Origin of the sequence: Salmonella sp. GDC200615, assembly GCF_050574145.1 — a bacterium.
Classification (GTDB): Bacteria; Pseudomonadota; Gammaproteobacteria; order Enterobacterales; family Enterobacteriaceae; genus Salmonella; species Salmonella enterica.
Genome location: NZ_CP192247.1, coordinates 1659115 through 1679421 on the forward strand (window position 1 = coordinate 1659115; position 20307 = coordinate 1679421).

Annotated in this window: 16 protein-coding genes, 4 pseudogenes and 1 riboswitch; of the genes and pseudogenes, 12 read left to right on the top strand and 8 right to left on the bottom strand. The window is 49.8% G+C overall.

From position 1 onward, the window contains the following. Window positions 1-125 precede the first annotated feature (125 nt). Window positions 126-584: a YehR family lipoprotein gene (locus ACQ29O_RS07705; protein WP_000703145.1), complete on the bottom strand. Its 459-nt coding sequence runs from the start codon at window positions 582-584 to the stop codon at window positions 126-128. Between the two features lie 240 nt (window positions 585-824). After that, window positions 825-2858: a methionine--tRNA ligase gene (gene metG, locus ACQ29O_RS07710; RefSeq protein ID WP_000195354.1), complete on the bottom strand. Its 2034-nt coding sequence runs from the start codon at window positions 2856-2858 to the stop codon at window positions 825-827. A 164-nt stretch (window positions 2859-3022) separates the two neighbouring features. On the opposite strand from metG, the gene apbC reads away from it, so the two are divergent. The 6 genes and pseudogenes from apbC to ACQ29O_RS07740 all read left to right on the top strand — a co-directional run bounded on the left by apbC (window position 3023) and on the right by ACQ29O_RS07740 (window position 9797). After that, window positions 3023-4132 (top strand): iron-sulfur cluster carrier protein ApbC, encoded by a 1110-nt coding sequence (gene apbC / locus ACQ29O_RS07715; protein ID WP_001005424.1) that lies wholly within the window; start codon window positions 3023-3025, stop codon window positions 4130-4132. Window positions 4133-4409: 277 nt separating this feature from the next. Beyond that, complete coding sequence (locus ACQ29O_RS07720; protein WP_000760404.1) at window positions 4410-4691, top strand: YehE family protein; 282 nt, start codon at window positions 4410-4412, stop codon at window positions 4689-4691. A gap of 278 nt (window positions 4692-4969) precedes the next feature. Further along, window positions 4970-5503, top strand: a complete 534-nt coding sequence (gene yehD, locus ACQ29O_RS07725) for a fimbrial protein YehD (RefSeq protein ID WP_000830690.1) — start codon at window positions 4970-4972, stop codon at window positions 5501-5503. 61 nt (window positions 5504-5564) lie between these two features. Next, a pseudogene (locus ACQ29O_RS07730) lies at window positions 5565-6245 on the top strand (fimbrial assembly chaperone). A 28-nt stretch (window positions 6246-6273) separates the two neighbouring features. Next, window positions 6274-8759: pseudogene (locus tag ACQ29O_RS07735) on the top strand (fimbrial biogenesis outer membrane usher protein). Window positions 8760-8774: 15 nt separating this feature from the next. Then, window positions 8775-9797, top strand: a pseudogene (locus ACQ29O_RS07740) (fimbrial protein). A gap of 43 nt (window positions 9798-9840) precedes the next feature. On the opposite strand, the gene rcnB reads toward ACQ29O_RS07740, so the two are convergent. Next, on the bottom strand, window positions 9841-10155 hold the full coding sequence (gene rcnB / locus ACQ29O_RS07745; protein ID WP_000837534.1) for a Ni(II)/Co(II) efflux transporter accessory subunit RcnB: 315 nt from the start codon (window positions 10153-10155) through the stop codon (window positions 9841-9843). 281 nt (window positions 10156-10436) lie between these two features. Next, window positions 10437-10533: riboswitch (TPP riboswitch) on the top strand. A gap of 31 nt (window positions 10534-10564) precedes the next feature. On the opposite strand from rcnB, the gene thiM reads away from it, so the two are divergent. The 3 genes from thiM to ACQ29O_RS07760 are packed head-to-tail and all read left to right on the top strand — an operon-like array spanning window position 10565 to window position 12931. After that, on the top strand, window positions 10565-11362 hold the full coding sequence (gene thiM, locus ACQ29O_RS07750; RefSeq protein WP_045161605.1) for a hydroxyethylthiazole kinase: 798 nt from the start codon (window positions 10565-10567) through the stop codon (window positions 11360-11362). Further along, complete coding sequence (thiD, locus tag ACQ29O_RS07755) at window positions 11349-12149, top strand: bifunctional hydroxymethylpyrimidine kinase/phosphomethylpyrimidine kinase (protein ID WP_001188955.1); 801 nt, start codon at window positions 11349-11351, stop codon at window positions 12147-12149. The genes thiM and thiD overlap by 14 nt, the downstream gene beginning before the upstream one ends. Window positions 12150-12184: 35 nt before the next feature. Continuing rightward, a complete protein-coding gene (locus tag ACQ29O_RS07760) occupies window positions 12185-12931 on the top strand; it encodes a GntR family transcriptional regulator (protein WP_000434062.1) in 747 nt (248 codons plus the stop codon). Here the strand turns inward: ACQ29O_RS07760 and ACQ29O_RS07765 are convergent. From ACQ29O_RS07765 to ACQ29O_RS07775, 3 genes are read right to left on the bottom strand one after another with little or no spacing between them, the layout of a single operon-like run. Next, window positions 12905-13870 (bottom strand): PfkB family carbohydrate kinase, encoded by a 966-nt coding sequence (locus ACQ29O_RS07765; RefSeq protein ID WP_001012656.1) that lies wholly within the window; start codon window positions 13868-13870, stop codon window positions 12905-12907. The genes ACQ29O_RS07760 and ACQ29O_RS07765 overlap by 27 nt on opposite strands. After that, window positions 13867-14871, bottom strand: coding sequence for an ADP-ribosylglycohydrolase family protein (locus ACQ29O_RS07770; protein ID WP_000642790.1), 1005 nt, complete (start codon window positions 14869-14871; stop codon window positions 13867-13869). The genes ACQ29O_RS07765 and ACQ29O_RS07770 overlap by 4 nt, the downstream gene beginning before the upstream one ends. Beyond that, window positions 14868-16139, bottom strand: coding sequence for a nucleoside permease (locus tag ACQ29O_RS07775; RefSeq protein WP_045161601.1), 1272 nt, complete (start codon window positions 16137-16139; stop codon window positions 14868-14870). The genes ACQ29O_RS07770 and ACQ29O_RS07775 overlap by 4 nt, the downstream gene beginning before the upstream one ends. A gap of 253 nt (window positions 16140-16392) precedes the next feature. Here ACQ29O_RS07775 and fbaB point away from each other — a divergent pair, with 253 nt between their 5' ends. Further along, a complete protein-coding gene (gene fbaB, locus ACQ29O_RS07780) occupies window positions 16393-17445 on the top strand; it encodes a class I fructose-bisphosphate aldolase (protein WP_020936905.1) in 1053 nt (350 codons plus the stop codon). A 52-nt stretch (window positions 17446-17497) separates the two neighbouring features. Here fbaB and yegS read toward each other — a convergent pair whose 3' ends face one another. Beyond that, complete coding sequence (gene yegS, locus ACQ29O_RS07785) at window positions 17498-18397, bottom strand: lipid kinase YegS (RefSeq protein WP_001273394.1); 900 nt, start codon at window positions 18395-18397, stop codon at window positions 17498-17500. A gap of 561 nt (window positions 18398-18958) precedes the next feature. Between yegS and steD the strand changes: the two genes are divergently transcribed. After that, the gene (steD, locus tag ACQ29O_RS07790) at window positions 18959-19294 is read left to right on the top strand and encodes a type III secretion system effector SteD (RefSeq protein WP_001576201.1); all 336 of its coding nucleotides are present in this window, start codon (window positions 18959-18961) and stop codon (window positions 19292-19294) included. Window positions 19295-19415: 121 nt separating this feature from the next. Further along, window positions 19416-19832, top strand: coding sequence for a CesT family type III secretion system chaperone (locus ACQ29O_RS07795; RefSeq protein ID WP_001677052.1), 417 nt, complete (start codon window positions 19416-19418; stop codon window positions 19830-19832). A gap of 9 nt (window positions 19833-19841) precedes the next feature. On the opposite strand, the pseudogene ACQ29O_RS07800 reads toward ACQ29O_RS07795, so the two are convergent. Beyond that, window positions 19842-20020, bottom strand: a pseudogene (locus ACQ29O_RS07800) (non-LEE encoded effector protein NleB); the annotation flags it as partial. Window positions 20021-20307: the final 287 nt, after the last annotated feature.

A 20307-nucleotide genomic window follows, 5' to 3' on the forward strand; every position in this document is an offset into this window, starting at 1 on the left:
TTATAGGCTTTGGCGAGGGGACTTACAGCGAGGCTGTCTTTTTTCGGAATTCATAAAGAAAAGACGCTGCCGAAGCAGCGCCCTGAGCGACTTTACCAGTCGATGCAATACATTATGCCTGCCAGTTATTTCGCTTCTTTAAAACCAGCAGCTTCCAGCAGCGTCTGGGTTTGTTTCATGCTGATACCTTTGCTGGTATCGCCGGACACCATCGTCCCTGAGATTTGCTGTAACGCTTTAAAGTCCACTTTTTCCATATCCACAGAGACGTTTTCCTGGGCATAGGTATCTTCATAGGTTAATTTTTCTTCCACTCCGGCGATATTTTTATATTTCGCGCTCAGCGGATCGAGAATTTTGGCGGCATCTTCTTTCGTTTTAGCGCCTACAGTGGCATAGCTGATTTTACTTTCAGACGTCTGCTTAATGATTTTGTCACCTTTATAGGTGTAAGTAATTGAAATTTCTGTCCCCGCCAGGTTTGCGTTAAAGGTCTTTGATTCTTCTTTATCGCCACAGCCAGCAAGAGAGAACACCAGTACGGAAGCCAAAGCCGTGGACAATAACTTGCCAGAAATTTTCATCTAAAACTCCATTTTATATAATAATTGGGCTTTTAAAATAATTTCAATGAATTAATTTAACCCAGTAATAGCAATGTATCAGGGAGAGATAGAATATGACTTTTAGCCGTTATTTAGCAGTCCGGATATGGAGTCTTAGCGCTATTGCTTATTAAGGAAAAAGTTAAAACGTGCGGAGGAGGCGATATGCCAGTCAGGATTAAGCGGTTAAAAAAGCCGGAGCATGCTCCGGCTTGTTGCTTATTTCACCTGTTGGCCAGGCTTCGCGCCGTCATCAGGGCTTAACAGGAAGATATCTTTCCCGCCAGGGCCTGCGGCCATCACCATTCCCTCGGAGACGCCAAAGCGCATTTTGCGCGGCGCGAGGTTGGCGACCATTACCGTCTGGCGGCCGATCAGCGCCTGCGGGTCCGGGTAGGCGGAACGAATGCCGGAGAAGACGTTACGCTTCTCGCCGCCCAGATCCAGCGTCAGACGCAGCAATTTGTCGGAGCCTTCCACGAACTCAGCGTTTTCAATCAATGCTACGCGCAGGTCAATTTTGGCGAAATCGTCAAAGGTGATGGTTTCCTGAATCGGGAAGTCGGCTAACGGGCCGGTAACCGGTGCGGCTGCGGCTTTCACCTCTTCTTTAGACGCTTCAACCAGCGCTTCAACTTGCTTCATGTCGATGCGATTGTAGAGCGCCTTAAAGGTGTTGACCTTGTGACTGAGCAGCGGCTGTTCGATGGCATCCCAGTTCAGTTCGCTGTTCAGGAAGGCTTCAACGCGTTCAGAAAGCGTCGGCAGTACCGGTTTCAGATACGTCATCAGCACGCGGAACAGGTTGATGCCCATCGAGCAAATGGCCTGCAGGTCAGCGTCGCGGCCTTCCTGTTTAGCCACCACCCACGGCGCTTGCTCGTCAACATAACGGTTAGCGACGTCGGCCAGCGCCATAATCTCACGGATAGCTTTGCCGAATTCACGGCTTTCCCATGCTTCGCCAATCACCGCAGCGGCGTCAGTAAAGGTTTTGTACAATTGCGGATCGGCCAGTTCAGCCGCCAGCACGCCGTCGAAACGCTTATTGATAAAACCGGCGTTACGGGATGCCAGGTTGACTACTTTATTGACGATATCGGCATTGACGCGCTGGACAAAGTCTTCCAGGTTCAGGTCGATGTCATCAATGCGTGAAGAAAGCTTCGCGGTGTAGTAGTAGCGCAGGCTGTCGGCGTCAAAGTGTTTCAGCCAGGTGCTGGCCTTAATAAAGGTGCCGCGAGACTTAGACATCTTCGCGCCGTTCACCGTCACGTAACCGTGAACGAACAGGTTGGTCGGCTTACGGAAGTGGCTGCCTTCCAGCATGGCAGGCCAGAACAGGCTGTGGAAATAGACGATGTCTTTGCCGATAAAGTGATACAGCTCGGCGTCGGAGTCTTTTTTCCAGTACTCATCAAAACTGGTCGTGTCACCGCGCTTATCGCACAGATTTTTGAAGGAGCCCATATAGCCAATCGGCGCATCCAGCCAGACGTAGAAATATTTGCCCGGCGCGTTCGGGATTTCGAAACCAAAATACGGCGCGTCGCGGGAAATGTCCCACTGTTGCAGGCCGGATTCAAACCACTCCTGCATTTTGTTCGCCACCTGCTCCTGCAGCGCGCCGCTGCGGGTCCACGCCTGCAGCATTTCGCTGAATGACGGCAGATCAAAGAAAAAGTGCTCGGAGTCACGCATTACCGGCGTCGCGCCGGACACCACGGATTTCGGCTCGATAAGTTCGGTCGGGCTGTAAGTTGCGCCGCAGACTTCACAGTTATCGCCGTACTGGTCCGCGGATTTACATTTCGGGCAGGTGCCTTTCACAAATCTGTCCGGCAGGAACATGCCTTTTTCCGGATCGTAGAGTTGAGAGATAGTGCGGTTCTTAATAAAACCGTTCTCTTTCAGGCGCGTATAAATCAGCTCGGACAGCTCGCGATTCTCGTCGCTGTGCGTTGAGTGGTAGTTGTCGTAGCTAATATTAAAACCGGCGAAATCGGTCTGGTGCTCCTGGCTCATTTCACCGATCGTTTGCTCCGGCGTAATACCAAGCTGCTGCGCTTTCAGCATGATCGGCGTGCCATGAGCGTCATCGGCACAGATGAAGTTAACCTCATGGCCGCGCATTCGCTGGTAACGGACCCAGACATCAGCCTGGATGTGCTCCAGCATATGGCCGAGGTGGATAGAGCCGTTGGCGTACGGCAGCGCGCACGTTACCAGAATTTTCTTCGCGACTTGAGTCATAGTGGGTATTACTTCTTCTGTTGTAAAAAAGGGCTTTGATAGTACCAAAATGGTAATTACTGCGCCAATCGATAAGGGCATTTATCCGTAAATGAATAATTGTTACCGCTGGAGTAAACTACAAAGTTACAATCGTACTTTTCAGAACTACAAAAGGAGTCGGGATGAACGAACAATCCCAGGCCAAATCACCAGATACCCTGCGAGCGATGGTCGCCGGGACGCTGGCGAATTTTCAGCACCCAACCCTGAAGCATAACCTCACCACGCTTAAGGCGTTGCACCACGTCGCCTGGATGGATGATACGCTGCACGTTGAGCTGGTCATGCCGTTCGTCTGGAACAGCGCGTTTGAGGTATTAAAAGAGCAATGCAGCGCCGATCTGTTACGTATTACGGGCGCAAAAGCGATCGACTGGAAACTGTCGTACAACATTGCGACGCTGAAACGCGTCAAAAATCAGCCTGGCATTAATGGCGTGAAAAACATCATTGCCGTGAGCTCCGGTAAAGGCGGGGTGGGGAAATCGTCCACGGCGGTAAACCTGGCGCTGGCGTTAGCGGCTGAAGGCGCAAAGGTCGGGGTTCTCGATGCCGATATTTACGGTCCGTCGATCCCAACCATGCTTGGCGCAGAAGATCAGCGCCCGACATCGCCAGACGGTACGCATATGGCGCCGATTATGTCTCACGGCCTGGCGACCAACTCGATCGGCTATCTGGTGACTGACGATAACGCGATGGTATGGCGCGGCCCAATGGCCAGTAAGGCGCTGATGCAGATGTTGCAGGAGACGCTGTGGCCGGATCTGGATTATCTGGTACTGGATATGCCGCCGGGAACCGGGGATATTCAGCTAACGCTGGCGCAGAACATTCCTGTTACCGGCGCGGTGGTGGTGACTACGCCGCAGGATATCGCGCTGATCGACGCCAAAAAAGGTATCGTGATGTTCGAGAAGGTGGAAGTGCCGGTGCTCGGCATTGTGGAAAATATGAGTATGCATATTTGTAGCAACTGCGGCCATCACGAACCGATCTTCGGCACGGGCGGCGCGCAGAAGCTGGCGGAAAAATACCATACTCAGCTTCTGGGTCAGATGCCGCTGCATATTAGTCTGCGCGAAGATCTCGATCGTGGTACGCCGACGGTGGTTAGCCGTCCGGAGAGCGAATTTACCGCGATCTATCGCGAACTGGCCGATCGCGTTGCGGCACAGCTTTACTGGCAGGGTGAAGTGATTCCGGGTGAAATCGCCTTCCGCGCGGTGTAATCCTCCTGACGTATTCCAAAGAGAATATGACATTCACTGCATTAATATATATTGATGCAGTGAATGTATTAATAAAATAATAGCCCCCGCATTGTTAATTCCTGCTTAAACAGACAGGTGTTTATCTGAAATAATCGGCAAAAACATTATTTGAATTGATCATACCTATCCTACTGATTTATTTTTTCAATTGGTTTTAAGGTATCGATACGTTCATACTGCTCATCAGGACGGCCTGCATACTGTTTGACGTTCACCAGAGGAACAATTACTCACTATGAAAAAATATTTGCTGATGGGAATTATAGTTTCGGCTTATGGGATAAGCGTACCCGTTTTTGCCTCCGACACCGCAACATTAACCATCAGTGGAAAAGTGACCGCGCCAACGTGCAGTACAGAAGTGGTAAACGCACAGTTGCAGCAGCGTTGCGGCAACACTATCCACGTTTCAACTCTGCAAACACCCGCCGCTACGCCGATGAGAGGTGTGACAACGCAGCTATACACGGTGCCTGGTGATAGCACCCGACAGATTGTTGTTAATCATTACGACTAATTCTTATTAATTCCGCAGGCCCATATCATTGATATCAATGATATGGGCTTTTTTATTTGTTGTGTTTATGTTTAAGGGCAGTAAATTTCGGAAATTAATAAGTTTACAAAATAATGATAAGCAATGATTATTTGTTGCAATTATATTGCAATCTGTAAATTGTTTTAAATCAACAAAACATCGTGTTTACATTGCGATAACTTCCTGTCTATGAGAATTTTCGTTGCAAGGGTTAATAACTCTTAACAAATAGAAATTACTTCATTAAGGAAGAGATTATGAAACGTTCACTTATTGCTGCTTCTGTATTGTCTGCTGTATTTATGAGCGCTGGGGTTTTTGCTGCTGATGAAGATATGGGGGAATTAAAAATAAACGGAGAAGTGGTGGGAACATCCTGTACTTTCGAAGGTGCAAATAGCGCGACTATTGAATTATCCCAGGTAGGTGTTGATAGATTGACTGACTTAAACCCTGGCGATATATATACAGGATACACTAGCCCAGAAGCGATTTTAAAAGTAAGATGTACGAATACAGCTAATCCACGAATTAGTTTTAACCGTTCTCAATTTGTGGATAACATGCAAATCACCAAAAATAATGCTACTAATAATGGTGCGGGCTTCGCTGTTTATCTTGATGGTATTCAGGTGAAACCGGATGAGGCGGGGAATTACACTCTGAATTCAAGTAAGTTTGAAAATGGTGTATATACCCTGAACTTTTCTGCCCGCTATGCCGCCGTTGAAAATACTGTAACACCAGGTTCTGTTGAATCTGTACTGACGATGACGGTATTAACTGATTAACAATCGTTTTTTGGCGGCTAAGCTTTTAGCCGCTTGTATCTCTTTTATAAGGTTATCGGCCATGAAATGGATGATTGCATTATGCCTGGCTTGTGCCGCTATGCCTGCGTGGAGTGGCATTTATATATATGGTACACGTATTATTTATCCGGCGCAGAAAAAAGATATTACCGTACAATTAATGAATGACGGTAAACGAAGTTCACTCATCCAGGCGTGGATTGATAACGGTGATACCAGCCTGCCGCCAGAAAAATTACAGGTTCCATTTATTATGACCCCCCCTGTAATTAGAGTTGCGGCAAATTCAGGTCAGCAATTAAAAATAAAGAAGCTCGCTAATAATTTGCCTGGCGATCGTGAAAGTCTTTTCTACCTCAATGTATTGGATATTCCACCAAATTCAGACGAGAACAAAGATAAAAATATCATTAAATTTGCGCTACAAAACCGGATAAAGTTGATCTATCGCCCACCGGGGGTACAGAAAGTCGATAAAGCAACATTTTCCCGCTTGCAGTTGCTTCGTGCGCCAGGGAGTATTAGCGTGAAAAATAATTCCGCAAACTGGATCACTATTCCAGAAATTAAAGCAAAAAGTAAAGTAAATAAAGAAACCTTATTACTGGCTCCATGGTCATAGCAGAGTATCACCACAACGGTAGTCGTAAATAGCTATACCGTGACGCTAATTGATGATTCTGGTAATTATTTAAACGAGACTGTCAAAATAGAAAATTAAAAGCGGGGAATCCACCTAAGGATAGATAATGGAAAAGTTAAACGCCATCACGCTGTCACTTTTTGCAGCATTACTTATTTCACCCGCCTGGGCTGAAGAAGAAACATTCGATACTAACTTTATGTTCGGTGGGTTGAAAGGTGAAAAGGTGTCTCGTTATCAGATTGATAGCACCAAACCCATGGCTGGCGTTTATGAAATGGACGTTTATGTCAATAAAGAATGGCGTGGAACTTATGAGGTTAATATTCAGGATGACCCCGATAGCACCTGTATTTCTCCGGACCTGATCGCCAGCCTGGGAATTAAATTTACCCCGCAGAGTACAACAGTAGAAAATGAATGTATTGCGCTGAAAACGGTGGTTCATGGAGGTAGTGTTTCTTATGACACTGCCGCTTTTAACCTTTATCTGAGCGTCCCTCAGGCTTATGTGCTGGAATATGAAGCGGGCTATGCGTCTCCAGAGACATGGGACCGTGGAATTAACGCTTTTTATACATCGTATTATGCCAGCGAATATTACAGCCATTATAAAAGCGGCGGTAGTGAGAAAAATACTTACGCAAATTTTGTCAGCGGATTGAATCTGCTTGGATGGCAATTACATTCTAACGCTAATTTTTCCAAAAGTGAAAATTCAGCTGGCAAATGGCAGAGCAATACTCTGTATCTGGAACGTGATTTCCCGGCGGTACTGGGGACAATGCGTCTGGGGGAACAGTACACCAGCGGGGATATGTTTGATACGGTGCGCTTTCGCGGGGTGCGCTTCTGGCGTGATATGCAAATGCTGCCGCACTCTAAGCAAAATTTCGCTCCGGTTGTGCGTGGCGTGGCGCAAAGTAACGCCCTGGTGACGGTTGAACAGAATGGCTTCATTGTTTATCAAAAAGAAGTTCCGCCTGGCCCCTTTGTATTTGAAGATCTTCAGCTGGCAGGGGGGGAGCCGATCTGGACGTGAGCGTTAAAGAGGCTGACGGTACTGTTTCACGGTTTATTGTTCCGTATTCTTCCGTTCCCAATATGGTGCAGCCCGGCGTAGCAAAATATGATTTCGCCGCCGGACGAAGCAGAATTGAAGGAGCCTCTCAGCAAACTGATTTTCTCCAGGGAACCTATCAGTACGGGGTCAATAACCTGCTAACGTTGTATGGCGGAACGATGTTAGCCAGCGATTATCGCTCATTTACCCTTGGCACCGGATGGAACACGCTGATTGGCGCGGTATCTGTCGACGGTACGTTGTCTCATAGCAAGCAGGATAATGGCGATGTTTTTGATGGGGAAAGCTACCAGGTTGCCTGGAATAAATATCTCCCGCAATCGGCCACCCATTTTTCTCTGGCAGCGTATCGCTACTCATCACGTGATTATCGCACTTTTAACGATCATGTCTGGGCTAATAACCGGGATAACTATCGTCGCGATGATGACGATATTTATGATATTGCTGATTATTATGAGAATGACTTTGGGCGTAAAAATACTTTCACTCTCAATATTAATCAGACGTTACCCGATGGGTGGGGATATTTTACTGCCAGCGCTCTGTGGCGCGACTATTGGGGGCGTAGCGGCACGGGAAAGGATTATCAGTTAAGCTACAGTAATACCTGGCAGCGGCTCAGTTTTACGCTATCGGCAACTCAGACGTATGACAGCAATAACCGTGAAGATAAGCGCTTTAATATCTATTTATCGATTCCCTTAACATGGGGATTAAAGGAGAATGGGGGAAATCGTGATATCCATTTATCGAATTCCACCACCTTTGACGATCAAGGTTATGAGGCGAATAACACCAGCCTTAGCGGCACGTTCGGTAATCGCGATCAGTTTAATTATACGACTAACCTCAGCCAGCAGCGACAGGAACACCAAACGACATTCGGGGGATCGGTAACCTGGAACGCCCCGCTGGCGACAGTCGGCGGCAGTTACAGCCAGTCCAATAAATACCATCAGGTGGGCGGAAATATTCAGGGAGGGCTGGTTGCATGGGCCGATGGCGTGCATTTAGCCTCTCGCCTTAATGATACTATCGCGATTATTAACGCGCCGTACCTGGAGGGCGCGGCGGTGCAGGGGCGTCCCTATTTACGTACCAATGCAAAAGGTTATGCCGTATTTGAAGCATTGACGCCATACCGGCAAAATTTTATCTCTCTTGATGTCTCTGAGAGTGAAAGCGATGTCGCCCTGTTGGGAAATCGAAAAGTTACAGTGCCTTATCGCGGAGCCGTAGTATTGGTTCATTTTGAAACAGAGACCAGTAAACCTTTTTATTTCCTGGCGCGGCGCGCAGATGGCGAGCCTTTAACATTTGGTTATGAAGTGGAAGATGACGAGGGAAATAATGTAGGACTGGTAGGTCAGGGGAGCCGGGTATTTATTCGTACTGAAAAGGTTCCCATTTCGGTAAAAATCGCAACAGATAAACAACAGGGTCTTTTCTGTAAGATCACTTTTGATAAACAGATTGATGAAAATAACGTTTATATTTGTCGGTAATCTTTAGGTGACGCCATGAAAAGACTACTATTTTTATTAATGATGATGCAGTTTACGCAGTTGGGTTACGCGGCGTGTAATGCGACCTTAACCAACACGAAGGATTATACGATTCAATCCGACAGCTTAATGCTGGGGGGGGGAGGAGTCAGCCATTATTACAAATGGTTTCACAGATGCCAATTGTTCTAATAGTGATGTTGTGACTAAATTAGAGACATCCGATCATATTATCGGTATGGGACCGAATGACAGTGTTAAGTTAAAGTTAAAAGTTGAATGGCAGAGCAGTAGTGCGATAAATATGCGCAATCAAAACGGTGTAATTGAAGCCCCCTATAAGATAACGATTTCAGAAATAAACTCACTGGAGGCGGTGACTGTGTCTGCCAGGGGGGGTACTCGGTTACGATAGATAATATAACGGTGATGTCGGGTGCAAAGAATCAATGGAGCAGTAGCGATTGGGTGGTATTTATTTTAAGATATATTGGCTGTTGGGGGAATAGAGAGTGTGTTGCAAACGTTATCACTGATCTGAATGGGAAAGGCGTTTATAAAGCCAGTTTAACGATAAATTACAACCGTAAAGAAACTACCTGCGCCCCCCAGAATCTCACCATCACACTGGACCCGGTGCCTATGACTAAACTCCGTGCTAAAGGAGAGGTTAGTGAGTTTTCTAAGCAGGGTGATATTATTCTGGATTGCAAAAATCAGGTGCGGAATGCGATGCTGACATCACGGCAAATAGCGGTAAATCTACGTAGTGATTTAGTCTGGGATGAGAATGAAGCAGTCCTGAAACCGGATAACGATAATGGCGTTGGGTTTATCTTAAGAGATTCAAATCGGAGCCTGCTTAAAATAAACAAAGGAGTAGCGATAAATAGTATTTTCAAAACCTATGCCAAAGGCAGCGCAGTGAATTCGGTGGAAGCTATTCCTGTCTTTGCCACATATTATGTTCTCGATCCTGCAAAAGTTAAAGCGGGGCCATTACAATCGAAAGCATTAATCGTGGTATCTTATAATTAAATTTATGCGGTACGCACTCTTTATAGAAAGAGTGCGTATATCATTATCGATGATAAAAAATCTCGCCATCATAGGCTTTGATAATTTTTCCATCGGTATCGTTAATCAGTACATACGCGCCGCCCATATAGGTCCAGTGAGTACCGGCATCTGGCGCGGGCAGATTACGTAATTTCCACTGTTTAATATTATACTCATCGGTGCGGTACATTTGCGGAACGGTATCGCCGGGCTTGAAGTGGGTGAAGTCGGCGATAAAGCTTTTTAACTCATATTGATCAATGCCCGTTGTCGCGGGGGCGGCCCATGCAAAACTGGTTGCAAGCAACAGCGCGCAAGGCAGCAACTTACTTTTCATATTTTTACCCTCCACATATGCGGGTCAGTTAACATCGTGTGTATCATTTCTGCTGGTGGCGTATCTGACAAGCGCTATTTTGTTATCTCACGCCCCTTTTCGTAAAAAGTGTAAACGAAAGCGTCGTGCAGCAACATATCCGCCAGCAAGTTTGCCAGAACCGAATAGGTTTTGAGAACTATCTGATAACGCTGAAATTATCGTCCGCGGCTGGCTGTAAATTTACATTGTCTGGCGCAGACAGTATGCTTAATAGCGAAACCCCGCTTAACACGGTGGGGCTTGACGACTCGGGGTGCCCTTCTTTGTGAAGGCTGAGAAATACCCGTACCACCTGATCTGGATAATGCCAGCGTAGGGAAGTCTGACACTGCTCGTGTCCCTTCTTCACGCGGGCAGGAGCTGAACCATGCAGCCTGACCTGCACTGCCGCACGCTTGCGGCGCATACGTTAAAACACTTTCGCGCGCTCTCCCCGCTTACGCACTGTATGACGAATGACGTCGTACAAACGTTTACCGCCAATACGTTGCTGGCGCTGGGCGCTTCACCCGCCATGGTGATTGATCCTGTCGAGGCCAGACCGTTTGCCGCCATCGCCAACGCCTTGCTGATTAATGTCGGAACATTAACTGCCTCACGCGCTGACGCGATGCGTGCGGCGGTAGAAAGCGCTTATGATGCCAAAACGCCGTGGACGCTTGATCCTGTCGCGGTGGGCGCGCTGGAATTTCGTCGGCGATTTTGCCTGGATCTCTTGTCCCTGCGCCCGGCGGCAATACGCGGCAACGCCTCGGAAATCCTGGCGTTATCCGGCATGGCGCTGGGCGGACGTGGCGTAGATACCACCGAGGCGGCGTTGGCCGCACTGCCTGCGGCGCAGGCGCTGGCGCGTCAGATAGACTGCATCGTTGTGGTTACCGGAGAGATAGATTACGTCACTAATGGTCAGCGCACGCTGAGCATTCCCGGCGGCGATCCGTTAATGACTCGCATTGTAGGCACCGGCTGCGCGTTGTCGGCGGTCGTCGCCGCCAGTTGCGCGTTACCGGGCGCCGCGCTGGACAATGTCGCGTTGGCCTGCTGCTGGATGAAACTGGCTGGACAGGCTGCGGCAGAGCGTAGCGAAGGACCTGGTAGCTTCATCCCGGCTTTTCTTGATGCGCTCTATCATCTGGATGTGGAGGCGGCCAATGCAACGAATTAACGCGCTGACGATTGCCGGCACCGATCCCAGCGGCGGGGCCGGTATCCAGGCGGATCTCAAGACCTTTTCCGCGCTGGGCGCATATGGCTGTTCGGTCATCACCGCGCTGGTGGCGCAAAATACCTGTGGCGTACAGTCGGTGTACCGGATAGAGCCGGACTTTGTCGCCGCTCAACTTGATTCCGTGTTCAGCGATGTGCGCATTGATACCACAAAAATCGGCATGCTGGCGGAAACCGATATTGTCGAGGCCGTGGCGGAGCGACTACAGCGTCATCATGTACGTAATGTGGTGCTGGATACGGTGATGCTGGCGAAAAGCGGCGATCCGCTGCTCTCGCCCTCTGCGATAGAAACATTACGCGTCCGGCTGTTGCCACAGGTATCGCTGATTACGCCTAATTTGCCGGAAGCCGCAGCGTTGCTGGATGCGCCCCATGCACGTACGGAACAGGAGATGCTGGCGCAGGGGCGGGCGTTACTGGCGATGGGGTGTGAAGCGGTATTGATGAAAGGCGGGCATTTAGAGGATGCGCAAAGCCCGGACTGGCTCTTTACCCGTGAGGGCGAGCAACGTTTTAGCGCGCCGCGTGTGAACACCAAAAATACGCATGGGACGGGCTGTACGCTGTCGGCGGCGCTGGCGGCGTTACGGCCCCGGCATCGCTGTTGGGGAGAGACGGTAAACGAGGCGAAGGCATGGCTTTCGGCGGCGCTGGCGCAGGCGGACACGCTGGAAGTGGGGAAGGGCATTGGTCCGGTACATCATTTCCACGCGTGGTGGTAGTATACTGCCTACAGACCCGTCGTCAGGAAAGATAAATGGAACAAGCGCATACCCGGCTCATCGCGCAACTGAATGAACGAATTTCAGCGGCGGATAATACGCCGCTATACATGAAATTCGCCCAGACGGTAAAGGATGCCGTGCGCAGCGGTATTCTTGAGCACGGTAATATTTTGCCTGGCGAACGCGATCTCAGCCAGCTTACCGGCGTCTCGCGCATCACGGTACGAAAAGCGATGCAGGCGCTGGAAGAAGAGGGGGTCGTCACGCGCGCCCGCGGCTACGGTACGCAAATCAATAATATCTTTGAATATTCCCTGAAAGAGGCGCGGGGATTTTCTCAGCAGGTTGTCTTGCGCGGCAAAAAACCGGATACGCTATGGGTTAACAAACGCGTGGTAAGTTGTCCGGATGAGGTCGCGCAGCATCTGGCGATCCCCGCAGGCAGCGACGTCTTTTTACTCAAACGCATTCGTTATGTTGATGAGGACGCGGTATCGATTGAAGAGTCCTGGGTGCCCGCGCATCTGATTCATGATGTCGACGCGATTGGCATTTCGCTGTATGACTATTTTCGTCGCCAGCACATTTACCCTCAGCGTACCCGATCCCGCGTCAGCGCCCGGATGCCGGATGATGAGTTTCAGTCGCATATTCAAATGGATGGTAAAGTGCCGGTGCTGGTGATTAAGCAGGTGGCGCTCGATCAGCAGCAGCGGCCTATTGAATACAGCATCAGTTATTGTCGTAGCGACCTATACGTTTTTGTGTGCGAGGAGTAGCGCCTCGCGCGTGGGCGCGCAGTCGCCGCCGCGATGCCCGACCACCCAGCTCGCCACCGCATTTCCCAGCAGTACGGCATCCGCGAGCGACCAGCCTGACGCCAGTCCTGCCAGCACGCCGCCAGCATGGCTGTCGCCTGCGCCGATGGTATCCACCACGGTTGCCGGAAACGCTGGCACAACGCCGGAAGATTGCGCGCTAAAATACCACGCTCCGTCTTTATCGTGGCGCACCACCAGCGGCGCGGAAAAGCGTTTTACCCATGCTTCGCCGAAAGTGCGGGTATCGGTCGCAAGCCCGGCGCGTTCCGCGGCGATGATGGCTTCCTGGCGATTGAGGGATACGATGGGCCGGCAGGCCATAATGCGCGCCATTGCATCGTCTGTAATATCACCGATTCGCGGGCCAAAATCGATAAAAGGCGTTACATCGTCGACGGTTTCCAGCCACTGGATCAGTGGCTCGCCACAGGACGAGGCCAGTTGATAGCCGGACAGGTAGACAAGACTGCCCCGCGGTGTCCTGAGCTGCGACAGCCAGTCCGCATTCCACTGGTTTTCCACGCCGCTAAAAGACATAAACGTGCGTTCGCCATCCGGTTCGACTAACGCCAGACACCAGCCGTTATCTCCTTCAACCGCGTCAATCACGCTGGATAATCCCTCTTTTGCCAGACGGCGGCGAATCCTCTCCGCCCACACGCCCTGGCCCAGCGGCAGCGCATTGCTGGCGTCAATCCCCAGTCGTTTCAACGCCACGGCAATATTCAGCGCACAGCCGCCGACATTGACGCTCTGTTGTTGCAGTTCAATATCGCCTCCGCGACGCGGCAACGTCCAGGCGTCGGCAATGATATCGATCACTGCCGCGCCGATAACGGTGAGCGGACGCCGGGTATGCAGGGTCGGTAATAATGTCAGCAACCGTGCGCCGTTCATAGTGCCTCCCGCCGTTGACGATAGCTCGCCAGCGCAACGGCATAGCGCGCAAAATCCAGCTGATTAACCTTGTCCAGCGTTTGCTTTAACTGGGGGTTAATGGCGCTTACCCCGTGCAACGCGCCGCAAATGGTGGTAGCCATCGCGCCGATAGTGTCGGTATCGCCGCCGAGGTTAGCGCACAGCACGGCACAGCGGTTAGGATCGGTATTCGCCAGCTCCACCATGGCGATAGCGCAGGGAACCGATTCAATGGTGCTGGTTCCCGCGCCGATGATCTGATAGAGCTGTTCGCTGGCAGATTCGACGCCGTCGGCGTGGCGGACAATGTTTAGCGCCAGTTCCAGACGTGCCGATAGCGAGGCGCTAAACGTGGTAATACGCGCTGTCTGCGCCTGATGGGCGATGGCGGGGAGCGAGTCGGCAATACTTTGCCACGTGTCGCCGTTAACCGCTCGCGAGACGGCCCAGGCGACAACCACGGCGCCAGCCACCGCCAGATCGGATTTATGCGTCGGGCTGGAGGCTAACGCTACTTCTGCTATAAAGGCTGTCAGGTTAGTTGGCGGCAACAGGCAGCCCAACGGCGAAACGCGCATGGCCGCGCCGTTAGTCACGCCGTTATTTTCCAGCGCCGCGATGGGTTTGCCGTCGCGAATCGCATTCAGCGCAATTTTTGACGTCGGGCCGAGTACATTTTTATTGAACGCATCAAAGCGTTCCGCCCAGGCGAGGATGTTACGCCCAATAATCTCGGGATCAATGTTGCCTTCGCATTCGAGTAGCGCGTCGGCCAGGCAGAGCGCCATTGCGGTATCATCCGTAAACTCCGCGCGGTTAAAATAGCAGGCGGCATTATTCTCTTTTGGCCCGGGCAGAAAGCGGTCAATCCAGCCGAAATGCGCTTTGACGCGCGTTCTCGGCCACAGCTCAGAGGGCATTCCCATCGCATCCCCTAACGCTTGCCCGTAAAGAGCACCGAGAATACGTTCTGCTTTCATTTTACTTCCTCTTGTGTCAACGCAATATCGCGATCGTCAATAGCAGTGATCTCTTTGTCCGATTCGCGAAATAAAATCATAAACAGTAGCGCGATGACGGCAATCATCACTGCGCCAAACGTCCACATGCCCGCCCAGTTGAATGTCAGACCGTTAACCGGTTGCGGATAAGCAAACATTTTTTCCATCATCACGCCGCCGAGGCGATACCCCAGCAGGCTGCCGAATCCCTGACAGCAGAGGGTGATAAGCCCTTGCGCAGCGGTACGCATATGAACCGGCGCTTTTTTATCGACATAAATGTAGGCGGTGACGTAGTAGAAATCGTAACTTACGCCGTGCAGCAAAATACCGAGGAACAGCAGGGCGTAAGTGAAGTACGTCTCCGCGCCGCCATAGACAAAAAAGCCGTAGCGGATCGCGGCGGTAATAAGACCAAGTAATAATACCTTTTTAATACCAAAGCGCTTAGTGAAAAAGGGTAGCGCCAGCATAAAGAAGATTTCAGAGAACTGGCCGAGCGTCATCCAGCCGGTGGCGTTTTTCATTCCCACTTCTGTCAGATAGCCGTTAGCGAAGATGTAGTAGAAGGCCAGCGGCATCGCAAACAGGAAGGAACAGAAGAAGAAAACGAGAAAGTTTTTATCGCGCAGCAGAACCAGCGCATCCAGCCCCAGCATCACTTTAATATCCATCTTGCCGGTGCTTTTTGGCGGCGTGTCTGGCAGACAGAACGCAAATACGCCCAGCAACGCTGAACTTGCGGCGGTTATGAGCAGTGGAATGTTGGTGGGGGAAATATCGTTATAGCCTAACATTTGCGGCAAGAATCCACAGGCGAGGCCGGAGGCAATCCACCCAATGGTTCCCATAACGCGAATGCGTGGAAAATCGCGTTCAACGTCCGGTACGCTAGCGAAGGCAATGCTGTTTGTCAGCGCGATGGTCGGCATATAGGTCAATGAATAGGCCAGGAGCAGCGGAAAGAATCCGGCAAAGGTGGTTTGCTGTGCCGCGAAATACATCAGTACGGCACCCGCAAACATCAGTACCGCCAGGACTTTTTGCGCTGAGAAAAAACGGTCGGTAACGGAGCCGACCAGAATCGGCGACAGGATCGCCGCAATGGCGGTACAGGCATAAGACCAGCCTATTTCACCGGCGGAAAACCCGCTTTTATTTAGCCATAGCCACAGGGGGACGAACCAGGCGCCCCAGATAAACCACTCCACGAACATCATGAACGACAGTTTAAAGGTCGTTTTCATTTTTGAATCCTTCATGACAGGTAAGGTACGCCACGACAATACCACTTAATAATACCTTTTAAATACCATTGAGCATTAATTTTGACCGATCTAACACTTTTTCGGACGTGAATCGAGTCAGCAGATAGCGCCGAAAAAATGCGCTAAAGTTGGCAAAAATGGTCGGTCAGTACCAGGCTTATTGCGACCCGCAATCTGCGGGGCAGGACTATTCACCTTCCGATACCCTATCGGAACTTACGGGAGCATAGCTATGACTGATATTGCGCAGTTGCTTGGCAAAGACGCCGACAGCCTTTTACAGCATCGTTGTATGACCATTCCTTCCGATCAGCTTTATCTACCCGGCAAGGATTACGTTGACCGGGTGATGATTGACAATAATCGTCCACCAGCCGTTCTGCGTAATATGCAGACGCTCTATAATACTGGACGCCTGGCGGGAACAGGATACCTTTCGATACTGCCCGTCGATCAGGGAGTGGAGCACTCCGCCAGCGCTTCTTTTGCGGCCAACCCGCGCTACTTTGACCCAAAAAATATTGTTGAATTGGCGATTGAGGCCGGCTGTAACTGCGTGGCCTCTACCTACGGCGTACTGGCCTCGGTTTCACGGCGCTATGCGCACCGTATTCCGTTTTTGGTCAAACTGAATCACAACGAAACATTGAGCTATCCGACAGAGTACGATCAGACCCTGTACGCCAGCGTTGAGCAGGGGTTCAATATGGGCGCCGTGGCGGTAGGCGCGACGATCTATTTCGGTTCGGAACAGTCCCGTCGCCAGATTGAAGAGATCTCCGCCGCTTTTGAGCGTGCGCATGAGCTGGGTATGGTGACCGTATTGTGGGCTTACCTGCGTAATTCTTCCTTTAAAAAAGACGGCGTCGATTACCATGTATCCGCTGACCTGACGGGGCAAGCCAACCATCTGGCCGCTACGATTGGTGCGGATATTGTGAAACAGAAAATGGCCGAGAATAATGGCGGTTATAAAGCGGTCAACTTCGGCTATACCGACGATCGCGTGTACAGCAAACTGACCAGCGATAACCCGATTGATTTGGTTCGTTACCAGTTGGCGAACTGCTATATGGGACGCGCCGGGCTTATCAACTCCGGCGGCGCGGACGGCGGTGACACTGATCTCGGCGACGCGGTTCGTACCGCGGTGATCAACAAACGAGCCGGTGGAATGGGACTAATTCTGGGACGTAAAGCCTTTAAGAAATCGATGGCTGATGGCGTGAAGTTGATTAATGCCGTACAGGATGTCTATCTGGATAGCAAAGTCACCATCGCCTGAGTTCAACGAAGAAAAGCCGGATGTGAGCGCATCCGGCCAGCGACTGGTGTTATTAACGTAGCAACGGGCAGTCTGGCGGCAGCCGACAGCGTAATGCGCCAGGCAGCACCTCAATATGAAATTCTTGCCCGCTGAGTGGTTCGCCATCCAGATTGAACGTGATTTCATGCGGTGCATGAATATCAAACCACGCTGAGGCGTCGTCAATAATATTCGGATTGTCATCTGACTGCGTGAGTGTGGAAAACAGCGCCGGCAGCAGTTCTTCGCCGGTAAAAATCCGTAGCTGTAACAGTCCGTCGTTAACCAGCGCGGTAGGACATAATTGCTGCCCGCCGCCGGCCTGACGACCGTTGCCGATGCCGATCACCAGCGCATCTCCCTGCCAGTGAAAGTTTTCGCCACGTATTTCGCAGCGGTCAGGGGTCAGCGTATCCATTCTCATCAGACCGTGAATAAGATAGGAGACGCCGCCCAACGCGGCTTTAAGTTTTTCCGGCGTTTCGGTGGTAATGCGGGTGCCAAAACCGCCCGTCGCCATATTGATAAAACAGGTTTTATCATTGACCCTGGCCATATCAATTTCCATCGCGTTTCCGGCAATCGCCAGTTTCAGCGCTTTGTCCAGCGCTTCAGGAATACCGGCGCTGGTGGCAAAATCGTTGGCAGTGCCGAGCGGCAAAAGGCCCAGTGCAGGGGCTACGCCGTCGCGGATCTGGATGAGCGCGGTCGACACTTCATTAATGGTACCGTCTCCGCCGCCGGCAATCACCGTTTCAACGCCCAGTCTACGGGCTTCATCAACGTAACGCTGCGCGTCGCCTTTTTCCCAGGTTACCCGAACGTGAATCTGTATACCTTCGTCGCGAAGTAGAGTAATGGCCTCACGTAGCGGCTGGTTATCAGCGCTTTTGCCATTGAGGATCAGTAAGCTGGCGGGAAAGTTAGCCATCCGTTATGCCTTAATAGGTTGAACAACAATCTCCAGAAAGTGTATAGCAGAAATGAAAAAGCGAGGTCAGAACAGGATGAAAATTGAAATGTTGCGCACTTATTGCTTTACCGTTTTTCTTCCTGCTGTACGCAGCGGTAAGTGAAGCATGGTTTAAGGCAAATGGCGACAAGAGAGATGCCGGTATGCGCATTGAGTAGCGCTTGTGAGAGTGCAAGGAAATCACAAGGGGTAGTCAGACGCTTTCCGATATAGCGCCTTTGATAACGAAACGGAGAATTAACAAGACGAACATACGTCAGTTATCAGTATTAATTTCAAACACCATAATATCAGATAAAAACCTGATATTTATTACCAAACATACTTTTTAATAGCATAAAATCGAAATGTTCTTTAGACTCTTTAGCAGAAACACGGCGCACTATTAGAAGCACGCTACTATATATCAAATAAAACCTATTTAGATGATGGCTTAGCGCGGTGTCCTATAGTCGTACCGTTGCCTGATGTATCGCTTTTCTCATAAACATAAACAGGCATGTGCATGAAGAGGTTTATATGAATGTCACTTCAGGCGTGAATGCGCAAACGCCATTGCTCCCTCCTTCTGAACGGGGTAATGACGAAAAACCGGTAGCTGAAATCGTTGATTTTAACGCTTATGGCAATAAACCCAGATGTTTAATGTGCCTGGGAACCACGGCATTGTTTGCAGGTGTTTTCAGTGGGGTATGCTCAGGGGCTGTCGCCAGTGTCAGTAGTGGTACTGCATATACTACCGCCCTGACGGTTTTAGGCGCATCGTTTGGCATGGGGGGAATTGGTATGATGGGAATATGCGCCGGACTATACCTTAGCGCAAATGGCATCAGAACCCGGCCAGCCTGGCCATAAATGAGCAAACACAGCAAGTCATAGGGAAAAGACGAATTCCGACGATGACACGGGGTGTTAAGCGTCCAGACCAGAGGCTTATGACTTATATAGGAACGCTTTAGATAGAGTATGGGGTGTTATGTATTCAAGAGCCGATCGCTTATTAAGACAGTTTTCACTAAAATTAAATGCCGATTCAATTGTCTTTGACGAAAACAGATTATGCTCATTTATTATAGATAACCGTTACCGTATCTTACTAACAAGCACTAACAGTGAGTATATAATGATATACGGTTTTTGCGGAAGACCTCCGGATAATAATAATCTTGCTTTTGAATTTCTCAATGCTAATTTATGGTTTGCAGAGAATAATGGACCACATTTGTGTTATGATAATAACTCACAATCATTATTATTGGCTCTCAACTTCTCACTAAATGAAAGTTCTGTAGAGAAACTGGAATGTGAAATTGAGGTAGTTATTAGATCAATGGAGAATCTGTATCACATTTTACAGGATAAAGGAATAACTCTGGATACCGATTATACGTGACGGTGGGAAGGGGATTTGGTGATCTGGTGGCAATAGAGGATAATCAATCCCAGCAAAACTTACATGGCCTGATGAAGGTGGACTGAGCGTAGGTGCGATGGTTTGAGTATTACTTTGACATGAAATCAAACCTCTAATCCGGGAAACATTATTTTAATCCTTGTAAAAGCGGCATTAAAACGTGCCATACCTTTACACGCTTAAATTATCAGTTTTTAACCTTAATTTAATAATCTGGAAACTTTTTGTGTAAGTTCTCACAAAGCAGTTATTGATTTAATTCACTGATGTTAAACGTAAAAGTCAGAATGCTAAGTCCTGAGTCCGACCGGATGCGGGGAGGATTGTGACTTGCTGGCTGGCCATGAATAGGGGAGGTCTGTAAACCTAAGCGCCCATTTGCGCTTTGGTTAGTGTGGTCAATGTTGGCTATGGCGGGAAGTACCACTTTTTTATTGATTATACGCAAAAAATA

Bases quoted from the DNA above. Each gene is read 5' to 3' on its own strand.
- ACQ29O_RS07705 (WP_000703145.1), bottom strand. From the start codon at position 584: ATGAAAATTTCTGGCAAGTTATTGTCCACGGCTTTGGCTTCCGTACTG.
- rcnB (WP_000837534.1), bottom strand. From the start codon at position 10,155: ATGAAAAGTAAGTTGCTGCCTTGCGCGCTGTTGCTTGCAACCAGTTTT.
- thiD (WP_001188955.1), top strand. From the start codon at position 11,349: ATGCAACGAATTAACGCGCTGACGATTGCCGGCACCGATCCCAGCGGC.
- yegS (WP_001273394.1), bottom strand. From the start codon at position 18,397: ATGGCTAACTTTCCCGCCAGCTTACTGATCCTCAATGGCAAAAGCGCT.
- ACQ29O_RS07765 (WP_001012656.1), bottom strand. From the start codon at position 13,870: ATGAACGGCGCACGGTTGCTGACATTATTACCGACCCTGCATACCCGG.
- thiM (WP_045161605.1), top strand. From the start codon at position 10,565: ATGCAGCCTGACCTGCACTGCCGCACGCTTGCGGCGCATACGTTAAAA.
- steD (WP_001576201.1), top strand. From the start codon at position 18,959: ATGAATGTCACTTCAGGCGTGAATGCGCAAACGCCATTGCTCCCTCCT.
- ACQ29O_RS07760 (WP_000434062.1), top strand. From the start codon at position 12,185: ATGGAACAAGCGCATACCCGGCTCATCGCGCAACTGAATGAACGAATT.
- apbC (WP_001005424.1), top strand. From the start codon at position 3,023: ATGAACGAACAATCCCAGGCCAAATCACCAGATACCCTGCGAGCGATG.
- ACQ29O_RS07775 (WP_045161601.1), bottom strand. From the start codon at position 16,139: ATGAAAACGACCTTTAAACTGTCGTTCATGATGTTCGTGGAGTGGTTT.
- fbaB (WP_020936905.1), top strand. From the start codon at position 16,393: ATGACTGATATTGCGCAGTTGCTTGGCAAAGACGCCGACAGCCTTTTA.
- ACQ29O_RS07770 (WP_000642790.1), bottom strand. From the start codon at position 14,871: ATGAAAGCAGAACGTATTCTCGGTGCTCTTTACGGGCAAGCGTTAGGG.
- ACQ29O_RS07720 (WP_000760404.1), top strand. From the start codon at position 4,410: ATGAAAAAATATTTGCTGATGGGAATTATAGTTTCGGCTTATGGGATA.
- yehD (WP_000830690.1), top strand. From the start codon at position 4,970: ATGAAACGTTCACTTATTGCTGCTTCTGTATTGTCTGCTGTATTTATG.
- metG (WP_000195354.1), bottom strand. From the start codon at position 2,858: ATGACTCAAGTCGCGAAGAAAATTCTGGTAACGTGCGCGCTGCCGTAC.
- ACQ29O_RS07795 (WP_001677052.1), top strand. From the start codon at position 19,416: ATGTATTCAAGAGCCGATCGCTTATTAAGACAGTTTTCACTAAAATTA.